Annotated in this window: 15 protein-coding genes; 5 read left to right on the top strand and 10 right to left on the bottom strand. The window is 59.3% G+C overall.

The features are described from left to right. Positions 1-163 precede the first annotated feature (163 nt). Both AC07OG_RS01665 and ubiA read left to right on the top strand, forming a co-directional pair. Positions 164-727, top strand: coding sequence for a chorismate--pyruvate lyase family protein (locus AC07OG_RS01665; protein ID WP_218423530.1), 564 nt, complete (start codon positions 164-166; stop codon positions 725-727). Further along, positions 727-1,617, top strand: a complete 891-nt coding sequence (ubiA, locus tag AC07OG_RS01670; protein ID WP_060540202.1) for a 4-hydroxybenzoate octaprenyltransferase — start codon at positions 727-729, stop codon at positions 1,615-1,617. The genes AC07OG_RS01665 and ubiA overlap by 1 nt, the downstream gene beginning before the upstream one ends. A 129-nt stretch (positions 1,618-1,746) precedes the next feature. Here the strand turns inward: ubiA and AC07OG_RS01675 are convergent, their stop codons facing one another. Continuing rightward, the gene (locus AC07OG_RS01675; protein ID WP_060540203.1) at positions 1,747-2,139 is read right to left on the bottom strand and encodes a COG4315 family predicted lipoprotein; all 393 of its coding nucleotides are present in this window, start codon (positions 2,137-2,139) and stop codon (positions 1,747-1,749) included. Positions 2,140-2,291: 152 nt separating this feature from the next. On the opposite strand from AC07OG_RS01675, the gene phoB reads away from it, so the two are divergent. The 3 genes from phoB (at position 2,292) to AC07OG_RS01690 (ending at position 5,807) form a co-directional block, all read left to right on the top strand. Next, positions 2,292-2,981 (top strand): phosphate regulon transcriptional regulator PhoB, encoded by a 690-nt coding sequence (phoB, locus tag AC07OG_RS01680; protein ID WP_060540204.1) that lies wholly within the window; start codon positions 2,292-2,294, stop codon positions 2,979-2,981. Positions 2,982-3,056: 75 nt separating this feature from the next. Then, positions 3,057-4,343 (top strand): phosphate regulon sensor histidine kinase PhoR, encoded by a 1,287-nt coding sequence (phoR, locus tag AC07OG_RS01685; RefSeq protein WP_495066158.1) that lies wholly within the window; start codon positions 3,057-3,059, stop codon positions 4,341-4,343. Between the two features lie 123 nt (positions 4,344-4,466). Next, positions 4,467-5,807, top strand: coding sequence for a hemolysin family protein (locus AC07OG_RS01690; protein ID WP_060540206.1), 1,341 nt, complete (start codon positions 4,467-4,469; stop codon positions 5,805-5,807). A 314-nt stretch (positions 5,808-6,121) separates the two neighbouring features. Here the strand turns inward: AC07OG_RS01690 and AC07OG_RS01695 are convergent, their stop codons facing one another. The 9 genes from AC07OG_RS01695 to AC07OG_RS01735 all read right to left on the bottom strand — a co-directional run bounded on the left by AC07OG_RS01695 (position 6,122) and on the right by AC07OG_RS01735 (position 18,209). Then, entirely contained in the window at positions 6,122-7,018 is an 897-nt protein-coding gene (locus AC07OG_RS01695; RefSeq protein ID WP_060540207.1) for a peptidoglycan DD-metalloendopeptidase family protein, read from the bottom strand. A 241-nt stretch (positions 7,019-7,259) separates the two neighbouring features. Then, positions 7,260-8,339, bottom strand: coding sequence for a hypothetical protein (locus AC07OG_RS01700; protein ID WP_495066054.1), 1,080 nt, complete (start codon positions 8,337-8,339; stop codon positions 7,260-7,262). Between the two features lie 220 nt (positions 8,340-8,559). After that, entirely contained in the window at positions 8,560-9,474 is a 915-nt protein-coding gene (locus tag AC07OG_RS01705; RefSeq protein ID WP_495066055.1) for a response regulator, read from the bottom strand. A 167-nt stretch (positions 9,475-9,641) separates the two neighbouring features. Beyond that, positions 9,642-10,403, bottom strand: a complete 762-nt coding sequence (phoU, locus tag AC07OG_RS01710; RefSeq protein ID WP_060540209.1) for a phosphate signaling complex protein PhoU — start codon at positions 10,401-10,403, stop codon at positions 9,642-9,644. Between the two features lie 72 nt (positions 10,404-10,475). Beyond that, positions 10,476-11,309, bottom strand: a complete 834-nt coding sequence (pstB, locus tag AC07OG_RS01715) for a phosphate ABC transporter ATP-binding protein PstB (protein ID WP_060540210.1) — start codon at positions 11,307-11,309, stop codon at positions 10,476-10,478. A gap of 164 nt (positions 11,310-11,473) precedes the next feature. After that, the gene (gene pstA, locus AC07OG_RS01720; protein ID WP_218423527.1) at positions 11,474-13,144 is read right to left on the bottom strand and encodes a phosphate ABC transporter permease PstA; all 1,671 of its coding nucleotides are present in this window, start codon (positions 13,142-13,144) and stop codon (positions 11,474-11,476) included. A 16-nt stretch (positions 13,145-13,160) separates the two neighbouring features. Continuing rightward, positions 13,161-15,443, bottom strand: coding sequence for an ABC transporter permease subunit (locus AC07OG_RS01725; protein WP_495066056.1), 2,283 nt, complete (start codon positions 15,441-15,443; stop codon positions 13,161-13,163). 217 nt (positions 15,444-15,660) lie between these two features. Next, a complete protein-coding gene (locus tag AC07OG_RS01730; RefSeq protein WP_495066057.1) occupies positions 15,661-16,662 on the bottom strand; it encodes a phosphate ABC transporter substrate-binding protein PstS in 1,002 nt (333 codons plus the stop codon). Between the two features lie 248 nt (positions 16,663-16,910). Then, positions 16,911-18,209 (bottom strand): MFS transporter, encoded by a 1,299-nt coding sequence (locus AC07OG_RS01735; protein ID WP_060540214.1) that lies wholly within the window; start codon positions 18,207-18,209, stop codon positions 16,911-16,913. Positions 18,210-18,455 lie beyond the last annotated feature (246 nt).

Raw genomic sequence — 18,455 nt, forward strand, 5'->3', positions numbered from 1 at the left:
AGACGGTCGATGGTGAAACGCTGCCATCCGGCTCAGGGCGTTTTGTACTGATCGGGCCCGCCAGTTGCAAGCACTGTTCGGCGCAACGGCGGGCCATTTCAATCAAAGTCGTCGACCGACATGTTAAGCTCGCCGCCTCATTTGCTGCCAATAATGACGCACTGTGCCGCACTCAAAACCCTCCTGCACGGCCCCGCTCTGGCTTCCCCGAAGCGAGCTGACGCCCCTCCCCGACCCGGCTGCCCTCGACTGGCTGTTCGATGAAGGCTCGCTGACCCGCCGCCTCATTCAGCTCTCCAATGATGCTTTCAGCGTCACACCCACGTTCGAAGGCTGGCAGTTACTGCGCGCTGACGAATGCGTGGCACTGGATCTGGCCGAAGGCAGCGAAGGCTGGGTACGCGAAGTGTATTTGCGCGGCCACGGCGAAGCCTGGGTGTTTGCCCGAAGTGTCGCTGCGCGCAGTGCACTGCAGGGCGATGGCTTGCATATGGACGAATTGGGCAGCCGCTCCCTGGGCGAGTTGCTGTTTTGCGACCACGCATTCCAGCGTCGGGACATCGAGGTTTGCCATTACCCTCAAGCCTGGCTGCCGACCGAGATACAGGCCGGCGGGCTGTGGGGCCGTCGCTCGCGCTTCGACCGCGGGGCCTTGAGCGTCCTGGTAGCCGAAGTATTCCTGCCGACCTTGTGGAATGCCGCTCGCGCCCATCCGGAGAAACCTTGATGTACCAGAGCCTGCTCAAGTCCCTGAACCGCCTGAATCCGCGAGCCTGGGACTTCATCCAGCTGACGCGCATGGACAAGCCGATCGGCATATACCTGCTGCTGTGGCCGACGCTGTGGGCGCTGTGGATTGCCGGCAAAGGCTCGCCGTCCCTGGCCAACGTGGTGATTTTCGTGCTCGGCGTGGTGCTGACCCGCGCTGGCGGCTGCGTGATCAACGACTGGGCCGATCGCAAGGTCGACGGCCACGTGAAGCGTACCGAGCAACGCCCGCTGGTGAGCGGCAAGATCAGTTCCAGAGAAGCCCTGGTGTTCTTTGCCTTGCTGATGGGGGTGAGTTTCCTGCTGGTGCTGTGTACCAACGCCGCGACCATCTGGCTGTCGCTGGGCGGGCTGGCGCTGGCGTTCAGCTACCCGTTCATGAAGCGCTACACCTATTACCCGCAAGTGGTGCTGGGAGCGGCGTTTTCCTGGGGGATGCCGATGGCGTTTACCGCCGAAACCGGTGAGCTACCGGCTGTCGCCTGGCTGCTGTGGATCGCCAACCTGATGTGGACAGTGGGTTACGACACCTATTACGCAATGACCGATCGCGACGATGACCTGAAGATCGGCGTGAAATCCACGGCCATCCTCTTTGGCGAGGCAGACCGGGTAATCATTCTGACCCTGCAGGGGCTGGCACTGGGTTGCCTGTTGCTGGCAGGCTCGAAATTCGAGCTGGGGATATGGTTCCACTTCGGGCTGCTGGTGGCCGCAGGTTGCTTCGCCTGGGAGTTCTGGTACACCCGCGGCAAGGACCGGATGCGCTGCTTCAAGGCGTTCTTGCACAACCACTGGGCCGGGTTGGCCATATTCGTGGGAATTGTGCTGGATTATGCGTTGCGCTGAGTTCAGGCCAGACTCGCTCCGACAGGTTGACCACACCGTACAGGAGGGATGTGAGCTTGTTCGCGAGAAAACGTTGACGCGCACGCCGCCTTCAAGTTCATCGCGAGCAAGCTCGCTCCTGCAGGATCCTTACATCTTCGGCCCGGAATTGGTGATGACGTGCCAAACGTCTTTCATCTTGTCGCCTTCCTTTTGCCCCGGGGCCTTGTCCTTGACGAAGTAGTACAGCGGCTTGCCGTCGTAAGCCCACTGCATCGAGCCATCGTCACGCTTGATGATGCTCCACTTGCCTTCAGCCTTGTCGTCGGCCTTGGCCATCAGCGGCGGCCAGTTTTCCGCGCATTGCCCGGTGCACACCGACTTGCCGCCGGTGTCTTTGTCGAACGTATACAGCGTCATGCCTTTGTGGTCGGTCATCACGCCATCTTTCATCATGGCCGGTTCGGCGGCGAACGCCATCGATGGCAGAATCAGGGCAGCTGCCAGCAGCAGGCCCTTGAAGGATTGCGAGTGCTGATACATGGAAACCTTCCTTTGGTGGTTGTCAGGATTCGGACTTAAAGCTTAGTTCAGGATCATGACAATCACCCGGCGACTAAAATACTGTCACACGACTGCAATAATTCCGTTATCTAATGCGGCGCAAGACAGTTAAATGACAAGAGGGGTAAGGCATGGTTGGCAGGAGCATTCTGATCGTCGACGACGAGGCGCCCATTCGCGAAATGATCGCCGTTGCGTTGGAAATGGCCGGCTATGAATGCCTGGAGGCGGAGAACTCCCAGCAGGCCCACGCCATCATCGTCGACCGCAAACCCGACCTCATCCTGCTCGACTGGATGCTGCCCGGCACCTCAGGTATCGAGTTGGCCCGCCGCCTCAAGCGTGATGAACTGACCGGTGACATTCCGATCATCATGCTCACGGCCAAAGGTGAAGAGGACAACAAGATCCAGGGCCTGGAAGTCGGCGCCGACGACTACATCACCAAACCTTTTTCCCCGCGCGAGCTGGTAGCACGCCTCAAAGCCGTGTTGCGCCGTGCCGGCCCGAGCGATGGCGAGGCGCCAATCGAAGTCGGCGGCCTGCTACTCGACCCGATCAGCCACCGAGTGACCATCGATGGCAGTCCTGCCGAGATGGGCCCTACCGAATATCGTCTGCTGCAATTCTTCATGACTCACCAGGAACGCGCCTACACCCGTGGCCAGTTGCTGGATCAGGTCTGGGGCGGCAACGTGTATGTCGAAGAACGCACCGTCGACGTACACATTCGGCGCCTGCGCAAAGCCCTCGGTGATGCATACGAAAATCTGGTACAAACCGTGCGCGGTACCGGCTATCGGTTCTCGACCAAGGCCTGAATTGACCGCCAGACTCGCTGACAAGGACGCATATTTTCCGTGAATCAAAACTGGCATGGCACCCTGATTCGCCACATGCTGTTACTGGTTACCGCCTGCCTGGTGATCGGTCTGATTACCGGCTATTTCGGCTGGAGCCTTGCTGCAGGCCTGGGCCTTTACCTGGCCTGGACCCTCAAGCAGCTGCTGCGCCTGCATGAGTGGTTGCGCCTGCACAAACCCGATGAAGCCCCCCCCGATGGTTACGGCCTGTGGGGCGAGGTGTTCGACAGCATCTACCACCTGCAACGCCGCGACCAACGGGTGCGCGGGCGCCTGCAAGCGGTGATCGACCGGGTCCAGGAATCCACCGCCGCGCTGAAAGACGCGGTGATCATGCTCGACACCGACGGCAACCTGGAATGGTGGAACCGCGCCGCTGAAACCCTGCTGGGCCTCAAGACCCCGCAGGACAGCGGCCAGCCGGTGACCAACCTGGTGCGCCATCCGCGTTTCAAGGAATACTTCGAGCAGGACAACTACGCCGAGCCCCTCGAAATCCCTTCGCCGACCAACGATCGGGTACGCATTCAGTTGTATATCACCCGTTACGGCAACAACGAACACTTGATGCTGGTACGCGACGTGACGCGCATCCATCAGTTGGAGCAAATGCGCAAAGACTTCATTGCCAACGTTTCCCATGAGTTGCGTACACCGCTCACGGTGATCTGCGGCTACCTCGAAACCCTGCTCGACAACGTCGAGGAAGTGAACCCGCGCTGGAGCCGCGCCCTGCAACAAATGCAGCAGCAAGGTGGACGCATGCAGGCGCTGCTCAACGACTTGTTGCTGTTGGCCAAGCTTGAAGCTACCGATTACCCGTCGGACAACCAGCCAGTACCCATCGACGGATTGCTGCAATCGATCAAGAGCGACGCCCAGCAACTGTCCGGGCAGAAAAACCAGCGAATCACCCTGGAGGCGGATCCAACGATTCTGCTCAAAGGCAGCGAAGCGGAACTGCGCAGCGCGTTCTCCAACCTGGTGTTCAACGCGGTGAAATACACCCCGGCCGAAGGCAACATCCGCATTCGCTGGTGGGGCGACGACCAGGGTGCGCACCTTAGCGTGCAGGATTCCGGGATCGGCATCGACAGCAAGCACCTGCCGCGCCTGACCGAACGCTTCTACCGCGTCGACTCCAGCCGCAACTCCAACACCGGCGGCACCGGCCTTGGCCTGGCGATCGTGAAACACGTGTTGCTACGTCATCGGGCGCGGATGGAAATCAGCAGCGTTCCGGGCCACGGCAGTACGTTTACCTGCCATTTTGCCCCGGCCCAGGTCAGTAAATCCCGGGTTGTCGATACCGCAGACTGATACCGGCCAGCACGCGCCACTAGGCAACAGGTCAGTCAGCCGCTACATTGGCTGACTTGTGCCTGCCTTTCAGGCGCGGCTTATTCTTCCCTTTCGAACACACGGAACCCGCAAAACTCCATCATGGACCCTTCCCCTGGCTTGTCCCTCGCAACAATATTCGCCGACTTCGGCATGATTCTTTTTGCTCTGATCCTGGTTTTGCTCAACGGATTTTTCGTTGCGGCGGAATTTGCCATGGTCAAATTGCGCTCGACCCGGGTCGAAGCCATCGCTGACAAGAACGGCTGGCGCGGGCACATCCTGCGCACCGTACACAGTCAGCTCGATGCATACCTGTCGGCCTGCCAACTGGGTATCACCCTTGCCTCCCTGGGCCTTGGCTGGGTCGGTGAGCCGGCATTCGCGCATATTCTCGAACCGTTGCTTAGCGCGATCGGCGTGGAATCGGCCGAAATCGTCAAGGGCGTGTCGTTCTTCACTGCGTTCTTCATCATTTCGTACCTGCACATCGTGGTCGGTGAACTGGCCCCGAAATCCTGGGCAATCCGCAAACCCGAACTGCTGTCGCTATGGACGGCGGTGCCGCTGTACCTGTTCTACTGGGCCATGTACCCGGCCATTTACCTGCTCAACGCCAGCGCCAACACCATCCTGCGTATCGCCGGCCAAGGCGAACCCGGCCCGCATCACGAGCACCACTACAGTCGCGAAGAGCTGAAGCTGATCCTGCACTCCAGCCGTGGCCAGGACCCGAGCGACCAAGGCATGCGCGTACTGGCCTCAGCGGTGGAAATGGGCGAACTGGAAGTGGTCGACTGGGCCAACTCCCGCGAAGACCTGGTGACCCTGGAGTTCAACGCACCGCTCAAGCAGATCCTGGCGATGTTCCGTCGCCACAAGTTCAGCCGCTATCCGGTGTACGACAGCGAGCGCCAGGAGTTCGTCGGCCTGCTGCACATCAAGGATCTGCTGCTGGAACTGGCGGCGCTGGACCACATTCCAGAGTCGTTTAACCTCGCCGAACTGACCCGCCCGCTGGAGCGTGTCTCGCGGCACATGCCGCTGTCGCAGTTGCTGGAGCAGTTCCGCAAGGGCGGCTCGCACTTCGCTGTGGTCGAAGAGGCTGATGGCAACATCATTGGCTACCTGACCATGGAAGACGTGCTGGAAGTGCTGGTAGGCGACATCCAGGACGAACACCGCAAGGCCGAGCGCGGGATCCTCGCGTATCAGCCGGGCAAACTGCTGGTGCGAGGCGATACGCCGCTGTTCAAGGTTGAACGCCTGCTGGGGATCGACCTTGATCACGTCGAAGCCGAAACCCTCGCCGGGCTGGTCTATGAAAGCCTCAAACGGGTGCCGGAAGAGGAAGAAGTGCTGGAAGTCGAAGGTCTGCGGATCATCATCAAGAAGATGAAAGGACCGAAGATCGTTCTGGCCAAGGTGTTGATGCTCGATTGAGGCACGCTCCCAGGGCCTTCGGTGGCATGGGACCTCTGTGGCTTGGGGTTTCTGTGGAGGGGGCTTCCTGTGGCGAGGGGGCTTGCCCCCGCTGGGCTGCGAAGCGGCCCTGAAGTCTTGGGCTTTGCTCTGATTGATGCACCTTGATCAAAGGCTTTGGGACGGCTTCGCCGTCCGACGGGGGCAAGCCCCCTCGCCACAGGCAAGCCCCCTCACCACAGGCAAGCCCCCTCGCCACAGGCAAGACCCCTCACCACAGGCAAGACCCCTCGCCACAGGCAGGCACCCCTCGCCATGTTTGATCGCTATCGCCGTTATTGCTTGCCCAGCGCAAAGTTGGGCAATGCTCCCACCGGCTGCTTGAACTGGTACGGAATCGACACCAGCCCCATCCCGGTGTTGCGCTGAACCACGAAGTGCAAGTGCGGCCCGCTGCTGTTGCCGGTATTGCCCGATAACGCCAGCGCGCTGCCCACCTCGACTCGTTGACCTTCACGGACACTGACCGAACCTTTCTTCAGGTGCAGGTACACGCCCATCGTCCCGTCACTGTGCAGCACCCGCACGAAATTGCCCGATGGATTGCTGCCGCGCCCGGTCTGGCTGTTCTCGACCTTCACCACGACCCCGGCGCGCGCGGCAATGATCGGCGTGCCTTCTGGCATGGCGATGTCCATTGCGTAACGATTCTTCGGTCCATAGTGGCTGTATTGGCCGTTAGCGCCCTGACTTATGCGAAACGGTCCGCCACGCCAGGGCAAGGGGTATCGATAGCCTGTGGCGATCCCAGAGGGGTCACCCAGGGAAAATCTCAACCTGGGGGTGTATGCGATTGGCCTTCCGGCCTTGGTCGCGGTGAGCTGTGCCAGACGAACACTGGTGCGCAGCGGTATCACTCGTCGAATCGGCCGGCCCGGCGCGCCGCTGACGTTCTTCAACCCGGAAAATCCCAGTTCGATTTCGACCGGCGCATACAGGTCATTGCGCACGTACACAGTGTCAACGCCGTCCTTCTTCATCACCACGTAATACACCTGGCGCTCCAGGCGTTCGTCCATACGATCGCGCAACGTAAACACCTTGGAGCCTTTCGTGGGGCGGTCGCTATAGGAGACCACGCCATTGGCGTCGGTGGACTTGTAGATCGTCAAGGCCAAAGCCGGGGCGGCGGCCATGAGCAGACCACATAGAAGCAGCAGACGCGCGAGCATGGGCGGAATTCTGTCGAGTAAGGCTTGGGACCAAGCCTAGCAGTCGCAATTGACCTGCGTAGTCGGCAGATGTTTCAAAACTGATAGGTTAAGGCGTTCATATGATCGCAAAGTAACGCAATACAGGAGAGACAGCCTGCGACATTCCCATCAAGTCAGCTCATAAGCCGCAGACCGCTGCCCTTTTTGTTTACTGCATCAAGGCCACCCATCACAAAGTCGGGCCACCGCACAAAGATGTTTACTGACGTTCAGGGATTGCCTGGTTCACCCTAAGGTGGAGTATGGGCGAACCAATGGCCCCCCCCGTCACACGTTCAACCAAACTAAAGACCGTCACGCCAAATCCCAATGATTCAAACGAAGTCGGCACAGCAAATAATAACTGGCCTGCGTTGATATCCTGCCCTGTTACTGGACGACGGAACACGAACTCACTGCCAAGGCGCCCACCGATGAAAATAAAGCTCGCCACATCTCCCACAGCCATCCCTTGGGTCTTGAGCCTCATCGGAATTTTTCCGCCCTCATCGGTCGGAAGAAGCAAGTCTGCTACACAATAGCCGTTTTCCTGTGCATAGACTGCCTCCGGTAACGCCAAATAGCCTGCTACGCTGAGCGCAAGGTGGGGTGATGTCCATGTACCTGAGGGTGATTGCACGGTGTAGATAACATTAATTCTTCCGTACTTGAGCGGCTCCAGATAGCCAGGCTCGACAGGTATTACAATGTCCTCACCCACGTCCTCCGCCTCGACATTGAGGTGTTTTACGAAACAAGCCTGCCCGTTGGAGCCGCTCCAATAGATTGAAACGAGAGCGCCCGGCGTCATTGACGACGCAGCCCTGATTCTGAGCGTTACGCCTCGCGATTGCACGGATACGGGGATAAGCCCATTAACAGCCTCATCCACTACTGGAGGGTATATCGGCCCTTCCATTGACAGCGCTGTGATCGGTGACGTCGACTCTTCAGGCGGGTACTCCAAATAGAAATAGTACAAGCTTGCTCGCTGCCCTCGAAAGGCCAGCGCCTGGTTAGCCGGCACTATCACAGTGGTATCCTGGTTTTCCGCCTGGATGGTTCCTCCCATACCAAATTGACCATCACCATCCACTGATTCAAGAAGCACATGATACCGGCCACCCTCCCGCATCCCCGTAACAAAGGGAAAACGAATGGTTAGCCCCTTCTCCAGACTCGCAAATGAGATTTTTCCGTTGACGGCTTCATCAATCGAAGCCGGCCGTAAAGAATCCTGGTTTCGGCGAAATGCATCGGCGATTCGGGTCCTTTCATTCAAGTTAATATTCGCGACCATCGTAAATCTCCTTTTTGGTGCAGAGCGGTCATAAATACGACCGACCTGGCTAACCTAGGAGAAAAAACACGAGAACATAACCTGTAAGAAATGATAGTTCCGACGAACGAACTACCGTAGTCGCCAGATTCATCACAATGGGCAGTCTGGAAGATTTGTGCCGAATTGACTGACGCCATCGCGAGCTTGCTCGCGATGGCGTACCGGCAGGCGGCGAAGGTTACGCACCCGGAATAAAATGCTTCTGCGCCGTACCACGGGCGATCAACCGCGAGATGTAATCGAGCTTCTGCGTATCCTGGTCGACAAAACGGAAAGTCAGTTGCAACCACTCGCTGTCGGGCTTTTGTTCGTGGGCCACGACCGCGTGCAGGTAGCCGTTGAGGCGGGCAACTTCGGCGTTATCCCCCTGCTCCAGGTCGAGCACGGCGCTATCAAGAATCTGCGGCAGAGCTTCGGTACGTTTCACCACCAACAGCGCTTCCTTGAGGCTCAAGGCCTTGATCACGCATTGCTGGGTGCCGTTCGGCAGGCGCAATTGGCCCTGGCCGCGGCCACTGGCGATTGCAGCCGATGACGAGGCCGCAGGGACTTTGAGCGGCGGGCTGTTCAGCAGGCCTCGGGAGGGATTGGCAGCAGGGCTGGAAGTTGCTGCGCTCACGGCAGGCTTGCCGCCGGTCAACGCGTTCAGAGAGTCATTGCCGTACGGCGAATTCACTTTACTCGGCACACTGCTGACCAAGGCGTCGAGCTTGCCCACCTTATGCAACGCCTGCTTGACCTTGTTGACCAGTTGCTCGTTGGTGAATGGCTTGCTGACGTAGCCGGAAACGCCGGCCTGAATCGCCTGGACAACGTTTTCCTTGTCTCCACGGCTGGTCACCATCACGAAGGGCATGGCCTTGAGACCCTCCTGCTCGCGGCACCAGGTCAGGAGTTCCAGACCGGACATTTCCGGCATTTCCCAGTCGCACAGAACCAGATCGAAGGCTTCCTTTACCAGCATGGCCTGGGCCTTTCTGCCATTGATCGCGTCTTCGATGCGCATGCCCGGGAAATGGTTACGCAGGCACTTCTTCACCAGGTCACGAATGAACGAAGCGTCGTCCACGACCAACACACTGACCTTACTCATCCATCACCCCTTAAAAAAGTCCCGGCAAGCCTACCGTCTTGCTGATGGCATATTGCCAATAACGCTCAGTCACGCCGGACTTTTCGTTCGCGGGTGCTGCCTTTGGAATTCGTGGGCCGCAAACAAAAACGCCCGGCCAACAGGCCGGGCGTGTTCATTGGGCAATCTTACTTATCGTCAGATTTGCCCGGAACATTAGCGGTTTCCCCGCCGGTTCCTTCAACTTCTTCTTTCATGCGTTTGAGACCCAGGTGACGCACGTCGGTGCCGCGCACCAGGTAAATCACCAGTTCCGAAATGTTGCGCGCGTGGTCGCCGATGCGCTCAAGCGAACGCAGCACCCAGATAATGCTCAAGACGCGCGAGATAGAGCGCGGGTCTTCCATCATGTAGGTGGCCAGCTCACGCAGGGCGGTCTTGTACTCGCGGTCGATGATCTTGTCGTACTGCGCCACCGACAACGCCAGATCGGCGTCGAAGCGGGCAAAAGCGTCCAGTGCGTCGCGGACCATGTTGCGCACCTGGTCGCCGATATGGCGCACCTCGACGTAACCGCGCGGCGCTTCACCTTCTTCGCACAACTGGATGGCGCGACGGGCGATCTTGGTCGCTTCGTCACCGATGCGCTCCAGGTCGATCACCGATTTGGAAATGCTGATGATCAGACGCAAATCGGACGCGGCCGGCTGACGACGGGCCAGAATGCGCAGGCATTCTTCGTCGATGTTGCGTTCCATCTGGTTGATCTGGTCGTCGATCTCGCGAACCTGCTGGGCCAGGCCGGAATCGGCCTCGATCAGCGCGGTGACCGCGTCGTTGACCTGCTTCTCGACCAGCCCGCCCATGGCCAGGAGGTGGCTGCGCACTTCCTCCAGTTCGGCGTTGAACTGCGCGGAAATGTGGTGGGTAAGGCCTTCTTTACTAATCATGTTGGCGTCCTTGGAGCGTCCGGTAAGGTGCGGTGGACCGCAGCGTCAGTTCAATGAGCAACCACAGCTTTCCTAGCCGTAACGACCGGTGATGTAGTCTTCGGTCTGCTTCTTCGCCGGATTGGTGAACAGGGTATCGGTGTCGCCGAACTCCACCAGTTTGCCCATGTACATGAACGCGGTGTAGTCGGAAACCCGTGCCGCCTGTTGCATGTTGTGGGTCACGATGACGATGGTGAACTTGGATTTCAGTTCGTAGATCAGCTCTTCGACTTTCAACGTGGAAATCGGGTCGAGTGCCGAGCACGGTTCATCGAGCAACAGCACTTCCGGCTCCACGGCGATGGTGCGGGCGATCACCAGACGTTGCTGCTGACCACCGGACAGGCCCAGTGCCGACTCATGCAGACGGTCTTTGACTTCGTCCCACAATGCCGCACCTTTCAACGCCCATTCAACGGCTTCGTCGAGCACACGCTTTTTGTTGATGCCCTGGATGCGCAGACCGTAGACCACGTTCTCGTAGATGGTTTTCGGGAACGGGTTGGGCTTCTGGAACACCATGCCGACACGGCGACGCAGTTCGGCCACATCTTCGCCCTTGCGGTAGATGTTGTTGCCGTACAGGTTGATCGCACCCTCTACGCGACAGCCGTCAACCAGGTCGTTCATGCGGTTGAAGGTCCGCAGCAGCGTGGACTTGCCGCAGCCGGAAGGGCCGATGAAGGCGGTCACGCGCTGTTTCGGGATGTTCATGCTGACGTCGAACAGCGCCTGTTTGTCGCCGTAGAACAGGCTCAGGCCCGGTACTTCGATGGCTACGGTTTCCTGCTCGAGGCTCAGGCTCTGCTTGTCGCGACCCAGGGCCGACATGTTGATGCCGTGGGTATGTGTTTCGTGCTGCATGGGAGGCTCCCTGTGCTAACAAATTCGGTTCAGTGAGCCGCAGGCCTTGCCTGCGGTTACGCAATTCTGTCTGTAGGAGCCGACTTGCTGGCGATGGCATCACCGCGGTGAAACTGGCAGACCGAGTTGCCAGCATCGCCAGCAAGCCGGCTCCTACAGGGTTGTCAGCTATCCAGCGCCTTGTACTTCTCGCGCAGGTGGTTACGGATGTACACCGCCGACAGGTTCAATGTCGCGATCACCAGCACCAGCAGCAACGCCGTGGCATACACCAGCGGTCGTGCCGCTTCGACGTTCGGGCTCTGGAAGCCGACGTCATAGATGTGGAAGCCCAAGTGCATGATTTTCTGATCCAGGTGCAAGTACGGGTAGTTGCCATCCACCGGCAGCGACGGCGCCAGTTTCACCACACCCACCAGCATCAGCGGCGCCACTTCACCGGCGGCACGGGCCACGGCGAGGATCATGCCGGTCATCATTGCCGGGCTGGCCATCGGGATAACGATCTTCCACAAGGTTTCAGCCTTGGTCGCGCCGAGGGCCAACGAGCCTTCGCGCACGGTGCGCGGGATTCGCGCCAGGCCTTCTTCAGTGGCCACGATCACCACCGGCACCGCCAGCAGCGCCAGGGTCAGCGAAGCCCAGAGCAGACCCGGCGTACCGAAGGTCGGCGCCGGCAGCGCTTCCGGGAAGAACAAGCGGTCGACCGAACCACCCAACACGTAAACAAAGAAGCCCAGACCGAACACGCCGTAAACGATCGCTGGAACGCCAGCCAGGTTGTTCACCGCAATCCGGATGATCCGGGTCAGGGTGTTCTGCTTGGCGTATTCACGCAGGTACACCGCCGCCAGCACGCCGAACGGGGTGACGATCATCGCCATGATCAAGGTCATCATCACGGTGCCGAAAATCGCCGGGAAGATCCCGCCTTCGGTGTTCGCTTCACGCGGGTCGTCCGACAGGAATTCCCAGATCTTGCTGAAGTAGAAACCGACCTTGGTGAACGTACTCATCGCGTTCGGCTGGTAGGCGTGAACCACTTTGCCCAGACCGATTTCGATCTCTTTGCCGTTGGCATCGCGAGCCGTCAAGGCATCGCGGTTGAACTGCGCATGCAGATCGGCCAGACGTGCTTCGATGTCCTGATAACGCGCATTCAGTTCGGCGCGCTCGGATTCCATATCTGCTTGTGCAGCCGGGTCGAGCTTGCCTTCCAGTTCCAGCTTGCGACCGTGCAGACGGATGCGCTCCAGCCCGGCGTTGATTGCACCGATGTCGGTTTTTTCCAGCGACTTCAGTTGCGCTGCGAGGCCGTTCACACGGTTGATCCGCGCTTGCAGCTCAGGCCATGCCGCTTCGCCCTCGGCGATGACCTTCCCGTCCTGTTTGACGTTGACCAGGTAGCCGTAGAAATTGCCCCACTCGCGACGCTCGATCGCCATCAGCTCCGGCGGGGTCGTCTGGTTAGTCAGCCACTCGCCGACGATCCAGCTGAAGTCGTTGCCGTTGAGGTCACGGTTGCCGACCTTGATCAGCTCGCGGGTCATGAACTCCGGGCCTTCGTCAGGCACCGGCAGGCCAGCGCTTTTCAGACGCGCGCGCGGTACTTCTTCTTTCTGCACCACCTCGCCAACGACCAGGTGATTGGCCTGGCCCGGCACGTTGTAGCTGGCGTGGATCAGATCCGCCGGCCAGAAGTGACCCAGGCCGCGCACGGCAATCACTGCCAGCAGGCCAATGGTCATGATGACCGCGATGGACACCGCGCCACCGCTGATCCAGACGCCCGGGGCGCCGCTCTTGAACCATCCTTTCAGGGAGTTCTGTTTCACAGACTTCTACCTTTGCTTAAAGCGACGAGTATTTCTTGCGCAGACGCTGACGAATCAGTTCTGCGAGGGTGTTCATGACGAAGGTGAATAGCAGCAGCACCAGCGCCGAGAGGAACAGTACGCGGTAGTGGCTGCCGCCGACTTCCGACTCGGGCATTTCCACCGCAACGTTGGCAGCCAGGGTGCGCAGGCCTTCGAACAGGTTCATTTCCATGACCGGGGTGTTACCGGTGGCCATCAATACGATCATGGTTTCACCGACCGCACGGCCCATGCCGATCATCAGTGCCGAGAAGATGCCCGGGCTGGCGGTGAGAATCACCACGCGGGTCATGGTCTGCCACGGCGTCGCACCCAGGGCCAGAGAGCCCAGGGTCAGGCCGCGAGGCACGCTGAACACGGCGTCTTCAGCGATGGAGTAGATGTTCGGGATGACCGCGAAACCCATGGCCAGGCCGACTACCAGAGCGTTGCGCTGGTCGTAGGTGATGCCCAGATCGTGGGAGATCCACATGCGCATGTCGCCGCCAAAGAACCAGTTTTCCATGAACGGGCTCATGTACAGCGAGAGCCAGCCCACGAACAGGATCACCGGAATCAGCAGCGCACTTTCCCAGCCATCCGGAACTCTCAGGCGGATCGACTCAGGCAGACGGCTGAAGGTGAAACCGGCGACCAGAATGCCGATCGGCAGCAACATCAACAGGCTGAAGATACCCGGCAAATGCCCTTCCACGTATGGCGCGAGGAACAGACCGGCGAAGAAGCCGAGGATCACCGTCGGCATCGCTTCCATCAGCTCGATGACCGGCTTGACCTTGCGGCGCATGCCCGGGGCCATGAAGTACGCGGTGTAGATCGCAGCGGCAACGGCCAGCGGCGCGGCCAGCAACATGGCGTAGAAAGCCGCTTTCAGGGTGCCGAAGGTCAGTGGCGAGAGGCTCAGTTTCGGTTCGAAATCGGTGTTGGCCGCAGTCGATTGCCAGACATATTTAGGCTCGTCGTAGTTCTCGTACCAGACCTTGCTCCACAACGCGCTCCACGACACTTCCGGGTGCGGGTTGTCGAGCAGCAGCGGCTGCAGCTTGCCGCCGGCTTCGACGATCACGCGGTTGGCCCGTGGCGACAGACCGAAAACGCCTTGGGTTTCGGTTACCTGATCCACCAGCAGGGTGCGGTGGGCGGTGCTGTGGAACACGCCGAGCTTGCCGGAGGCGTCGAGGGCAAGGAAGCCCTTGCGGCGCTCTTCGGCGGTGATTTCAACGATCGGCGTGGTGCCCATCTGGAAGGTACGGATTTGCTTGAGGCGCTGTTCGCCATCCGGGTCGCGGGCCATGAACCACTGGGCCAGGCCACCCTTGGAGTCGCCGAGGATCAGCGAGATACCACCCACCAGTTGCGTACTGGCGGTGATTTGCGCTTCGCCATCTTCAAGCAGTTTGTAGCGACCGTTGAGGCTTTTGTCACGCAGGCTGAACACGTCGGCCTGGGCACGCCCGTTGATCACATACAGCCACTGCTGACGCGGGTCGACGAAGATGTTCTTCACCGGCTCGGTCATTTGCGGCAGATCGATACGCTTCTGCTCGTTGGTGATCTCGCCGGTCATCATGTTTTCTTCGCTGGTCAGCGACAAAACATTGAGTTGCGAACCGGTGGCGCCGACCAGCATCAGGGTCGAGTCGTTGGCATTGAGGCTTACGTGCTCCAGGGCACCGCCGGATTCATTAAGCGCGATCGGCGCTTCGCCGTACGGGTACTCGATCGCCGGCGAAATGGTCTTCTTTCCATCCGGATAGCTGACTTTATAGGTGTGACGGAACACCAGTGCCTGACCGTTGGAAAGGCCCACTGCCACCAGCGGGTGACCTGGCTGATCTTCACCCAGGGAGGTCACGGTGGCGCCGGCCGGGACAGGCAGATCGACGCGCTTGAGTTCGGCGCCACTGTCGATATCGAAGAACAGTGCCTGGCCCTTGTCCGAAACCCGCATGGCCACCTGGTTCTGCTCTTCCAGGGAGATCATCAGCGGCTTGCCGGCGTCTTGCATCCAGGCAGGCGTGATGGCGTCCTTGGCGGTCAGCTCGGCACCCTGGAACAGGGGCGCGACGACGTAGGCAAGGAAGAAGAAAATCAGGGTGATCGCGCCGAGCACGGCGAGGCCGCCAACGAGGACGTACCAGCGGGTCAGGCGATCTTTGAGCGCGCGGATGCGGCGCTTGCGTTGCAGCTCAGGCGTATTGAAATCAATTCGCTTGGGGGGATTTGTAGTCATGTTGGAATTGGCCAGATCATTCATGCGCACACCCTAGCGATCCTGTATGACAGAAAGATGACAATGCAGTGACGCAACAAATCCGCTGCCAGCAGGGACTGGCAGTGGATAGAGAATTTGGGGGGTGTAGGAGCCGGCTTGCTGGCGAAAAATGGTACATCCGACGCATTTTCTGTGGCTGGATGACCATCGCCAGCAAGCCGGCTCCTACAGAGCCCGGAGTAAATCCGGACTCAATTTGTTACTTTTTTGCGACTTCAGCGCCGCCTTCCTGCAGACCCAGGTCAGCCAGTGCTTTTGCAGCAACCTTGGCTGGCAGCGGGATGTAACCGTCTTTCACTACCACTTCCTGACCCTGTTTAGACAGAACCAGCTTCACGAACTCGGCCTCCAGCGGGGCCAGAGGCTTGTTCGGGGCTTTGTTGACGTACACGTAGAGGAAACGCGACAGCGGGTACTTGCCGTTCAGGGCGTTTTCTTCGGTGTCTTCGACGAAATCGGTGCTGCCTTTCTTGGCCAGAGCTACCGTTTTCACGCTTGCGGTCTTGTAGCCGATACCCGAGTAACCAACGCCGTTCAGCGAGGAACTGATCGACTGCACGACCGAAGCCGAACCAGGTTGTTCGTTGACGTTTGGCTTGAAGTCGCCTTTGCACAAGGCTTCTTCTTTGAAGTAGCCGTAGGTGCCCGATACCGAGTTACGACCGAACAACTGAACCGGCTTGTTCGCCAGGTCGCCGGTCACACCCAGGTCGCCCCAGGTTTTCACGTCGGTTTTAGCACCGCACAGGCGAGTGGACGAGAAGATCGCGTCGACTTGCTCCATGGTCAGACCCTTGATCGGGTTGTCCTTGTGTACGAATACTGCCAGAGCATCCACGGCAACCGGGATAGCGGTTGGCTTGTAGCCATATTTGGTTTCGAAGGCTTGCAGCTCGTTGTCCTTCATCTTGCGGCTCATCGGGCCCAGGTTAGCGGTGCCTTCAGTCAGCGCAGGTGGCGCGGTCGAAGAACCGGCGGCCTGAATCTGGATGTTTACGTTCGGGTATTCTTTTTTGTAGTTCTCAGCCCAGAGGGTCATGAGGTTGGCCAAGGTATCGGAACCAACGCTGGACAGGTTGCCCGACACACCAGTGGTCTTGGTGTAGCTCGGGATAGCAGGGTCAACAGCGGCAACCGCGTTGGCAGTCGCAACGCCAGCAGCGACAAAAGTCATTGCCGCCATCAAACGCTTCAGTTTCATGCCTTACTCCTAGCAGATAGGGTGTGTTAAGTCGGGGCCAAGTATCAGCAGGCCGTGTGAACACTCTATGGCTGAAATATGACAATTGGATGAAAGGCCAGTATTTGGGTTTTGCAGGCATACCGCGTCATCGTTCTTCGCGAGCAAGCCCGCTCCCACATTTAACCGAGTTCCTCAGGAGAATTGCGGTCGCAGGTGGGAGCGGGCTTGCTCGCGAAGGCGAAAGTGAAGTCAATACATAATCGGGATCAACGCCCCTTCTTCCACAACCAGGCACCCACCACGATCCCGACCCCACACAGCACCGCCACATAATAAGCAGGCCCCATCGCACTTTCCTTGAGCAACAGGCTGACAATCATCGGTGTCAGGCCACCGAAGATGGCGTAAGCCACGTTGTAGGAGAACGACAGACCGCTGAAGCGCACGACCGGTGGAAAGGCCTTGACCATCACATAGGGTACCGCACCGATGGTGCCGACCAGCAGACCGGTCACGGCGTACATAGGGAAAAGCCAGTCGGGGTGATCGGCCAGGCTGTGGTAGAAGGTCCAGGAACTGGCCAGCAACGCCGCGCAGCCAAAGACAAAGACCCGCCCGGCGCCGAAGCGATCCGCCAGCGCACCCGCAACGACGCAGCCGATACTCAGGAACACGATCGCTACACTGTTGGATTGCAAAGCCGTGGTCGGCGAGAAGTGGTAGACCGTCTGCAACACGGTTGGCGTCATCAGGATGAGCACCACAATAGCGGCGGACAGCAGCCAGGTCAGCAGCATCGAAATCGCGATGGCACCACGATGGTCACGCAGCACCGCGCGCAGCGGCACTTCTTCAGCCAGCGCCTTGCGTTGTTGCAACTCGGCGAACACCGGTGTTTCGTGCAGCCAGCGGCGCAGGTACACCGAGAACAGCCCAAACACCCCCCCGAGCAGGAACGGAATACGCCAGGCGTAATCCGCCACTTCCACAGGGGTATAAATGCTGTTGATTGCCGTGGCGACCAGTGAACCGAGGAGGATGCCCGCCGTCAGACCGCTGGTGAGGGTGCCGCAGGCATAACCGATGTGCCGTTGCGGGACGTGCTCGGAAACGAAGACCCAGGCGCCCGGCACTTCACCACCAATCGCCGCGCCCTGAATCACTCGCATCAACAGCAACAGGATTGGCGCCCACATACCGATCTGCGCATAGGTCGGCAGCAGGCCCATGATCAGGGTCGGCACAGCCATCATGAAAATGCTCAGGGTAAACATCTTCTTGCGGCCCAGCAGGTCGCCGAAGTGTGCCATCACGATCCCGCCCAGCGGCCGCGCCAGGTAGCCGGCGGCGAATATGCCGAAGGTCTGCATCAGGCGCAGCCATTCGGGCATGTCGGCCGGGAAGAACAGCTTGCCCACTACCGTGGCGAAGAATACGAAGATGATGAAATCGTAAAACTCCAGCGCACCACCCAGGGCGGACAACGACAGAGTCTTGTAGTCACTGCGGGTCAATGGACGGGCGGGTTGGTCTGGCTGCGCGATGCTCGAGGGCGCTGTGGTCATGGCAAGGGCTTCTCTTATAGTCGAATCTGCTACCTCAACAACGCTGGCTGAGGCTTGGGCAGGTCCGGCACCATAGCAAATTGTTCGAAAAAGCACATAGAGGCGCGTTTTTGACAGTCAAAATGAGAACCGGACGGTCGTCTCGGAGTCTACCGACCGATATACTCGTGTTCTTGCAACAGATTGAAAGGGTTGCTGTGCGAAAGCGCCTGCCGGGTTGTAGGCGATTTCGCAGAGTTTCCCTTT

This window comes from Pseudomonas sp. GW821-FHT09H03 (assembly GCF_059415945.1).

Excerpts from the sequence above, each read along its gene's own strand:
- AC07OG_RS01735 (WP_060540214.1), bottom strand. The coding sequence starts at position 18,209 with ATGACCACAGCGCCCTCGAGCATCGCGCAGCCAGACCAACCCGCCCGT.
- AC07OG_RS01725 (WP_495066056.1), bottom strand. The coding sequence starts at position 15,443 with ATGAATGATCTGGCCAATTCCAACATGACTACAAATCCCCCCAAGCGA.
- AC07OG_RS01705 (WP_495066055.1), bottom strand. The coding sequence starts at position 9,474 with ATGAGTAAGGTCAGTGTGTTGGTCGTGGACGACGCTTCGTTCATTCGT.
- phoR (WP_495066158.1), top strand. The coding sequence starts at position 3,057 with ATGCTGTTACTGGTTACCGCCTGCCTGGTGATCGGTCTGATTACCGGC.
- AC07OG_RS01690 (WP_060540206.1), top strand. The coding sequence starts at position 4,467 with ATGGACCCTTCCCCTGGCTTGTCCCTCGCAACAATATTCGCCGACTTC.
- pstB (WP_060540210.1), bottom strand. The coding sequence starts at position 11,309 with ATGCAGCACGAAACACATACCCACGGCATCAACATGTCGGCCCTGGGT.
- AC07OG_RS01695 (WP_060540207.1), bottom strand. The coding sequence starts at position 7,018 with ATGCTCGCGCGTCTGCTGCTTCTATGTGGTCTGCTCATGGCCGCCGCC.
- phoU (WP_060540209.1), bottom strand. The coding sequence starts at position 10,403 with ATGATTAGTAAAGAAGGCCTTACCCACCACATTTCCGCGCAGTTCAAC.
- ubiA (WP_060540202.1), top strand. The coding sequence starts at position 727 with ATGTACCAGAGCCTGCTCAAGTCCCTGAACCGCCTGAATCCGCGAGCC.
- phoB (WP_060540204.1), top strand. The coding sequence starts at position 2,292 with ATGGTTGGCAGGAGCATTCTGATCGTCGACGACGAGGCGCCCATTCGC.
- AC07OG_RS01730 (WP_495066057.1), bottom strand. The coding sequence starts at position 16,662 with ATGAAACTGAAGCGTTTGATGGCGGCAATGACTTTTGTCGCTGCTGGC.
- AC07OG_RS01675 (WP_060540203.1), bottom strand. The coding sequence starts at position 2,139 with ATGTATCAGCACTCGCAATCCTTCAAGGGCCTGCTGCTGGCAGCTGCC.
- AC07OG_RS01700 (WP_495066054.1), bottom strand. The coding sequence starts at position 8,339 with ATGGTCGCGAATATTAACTTGAATGAAAGGACCCGAATCGCCGATGCA.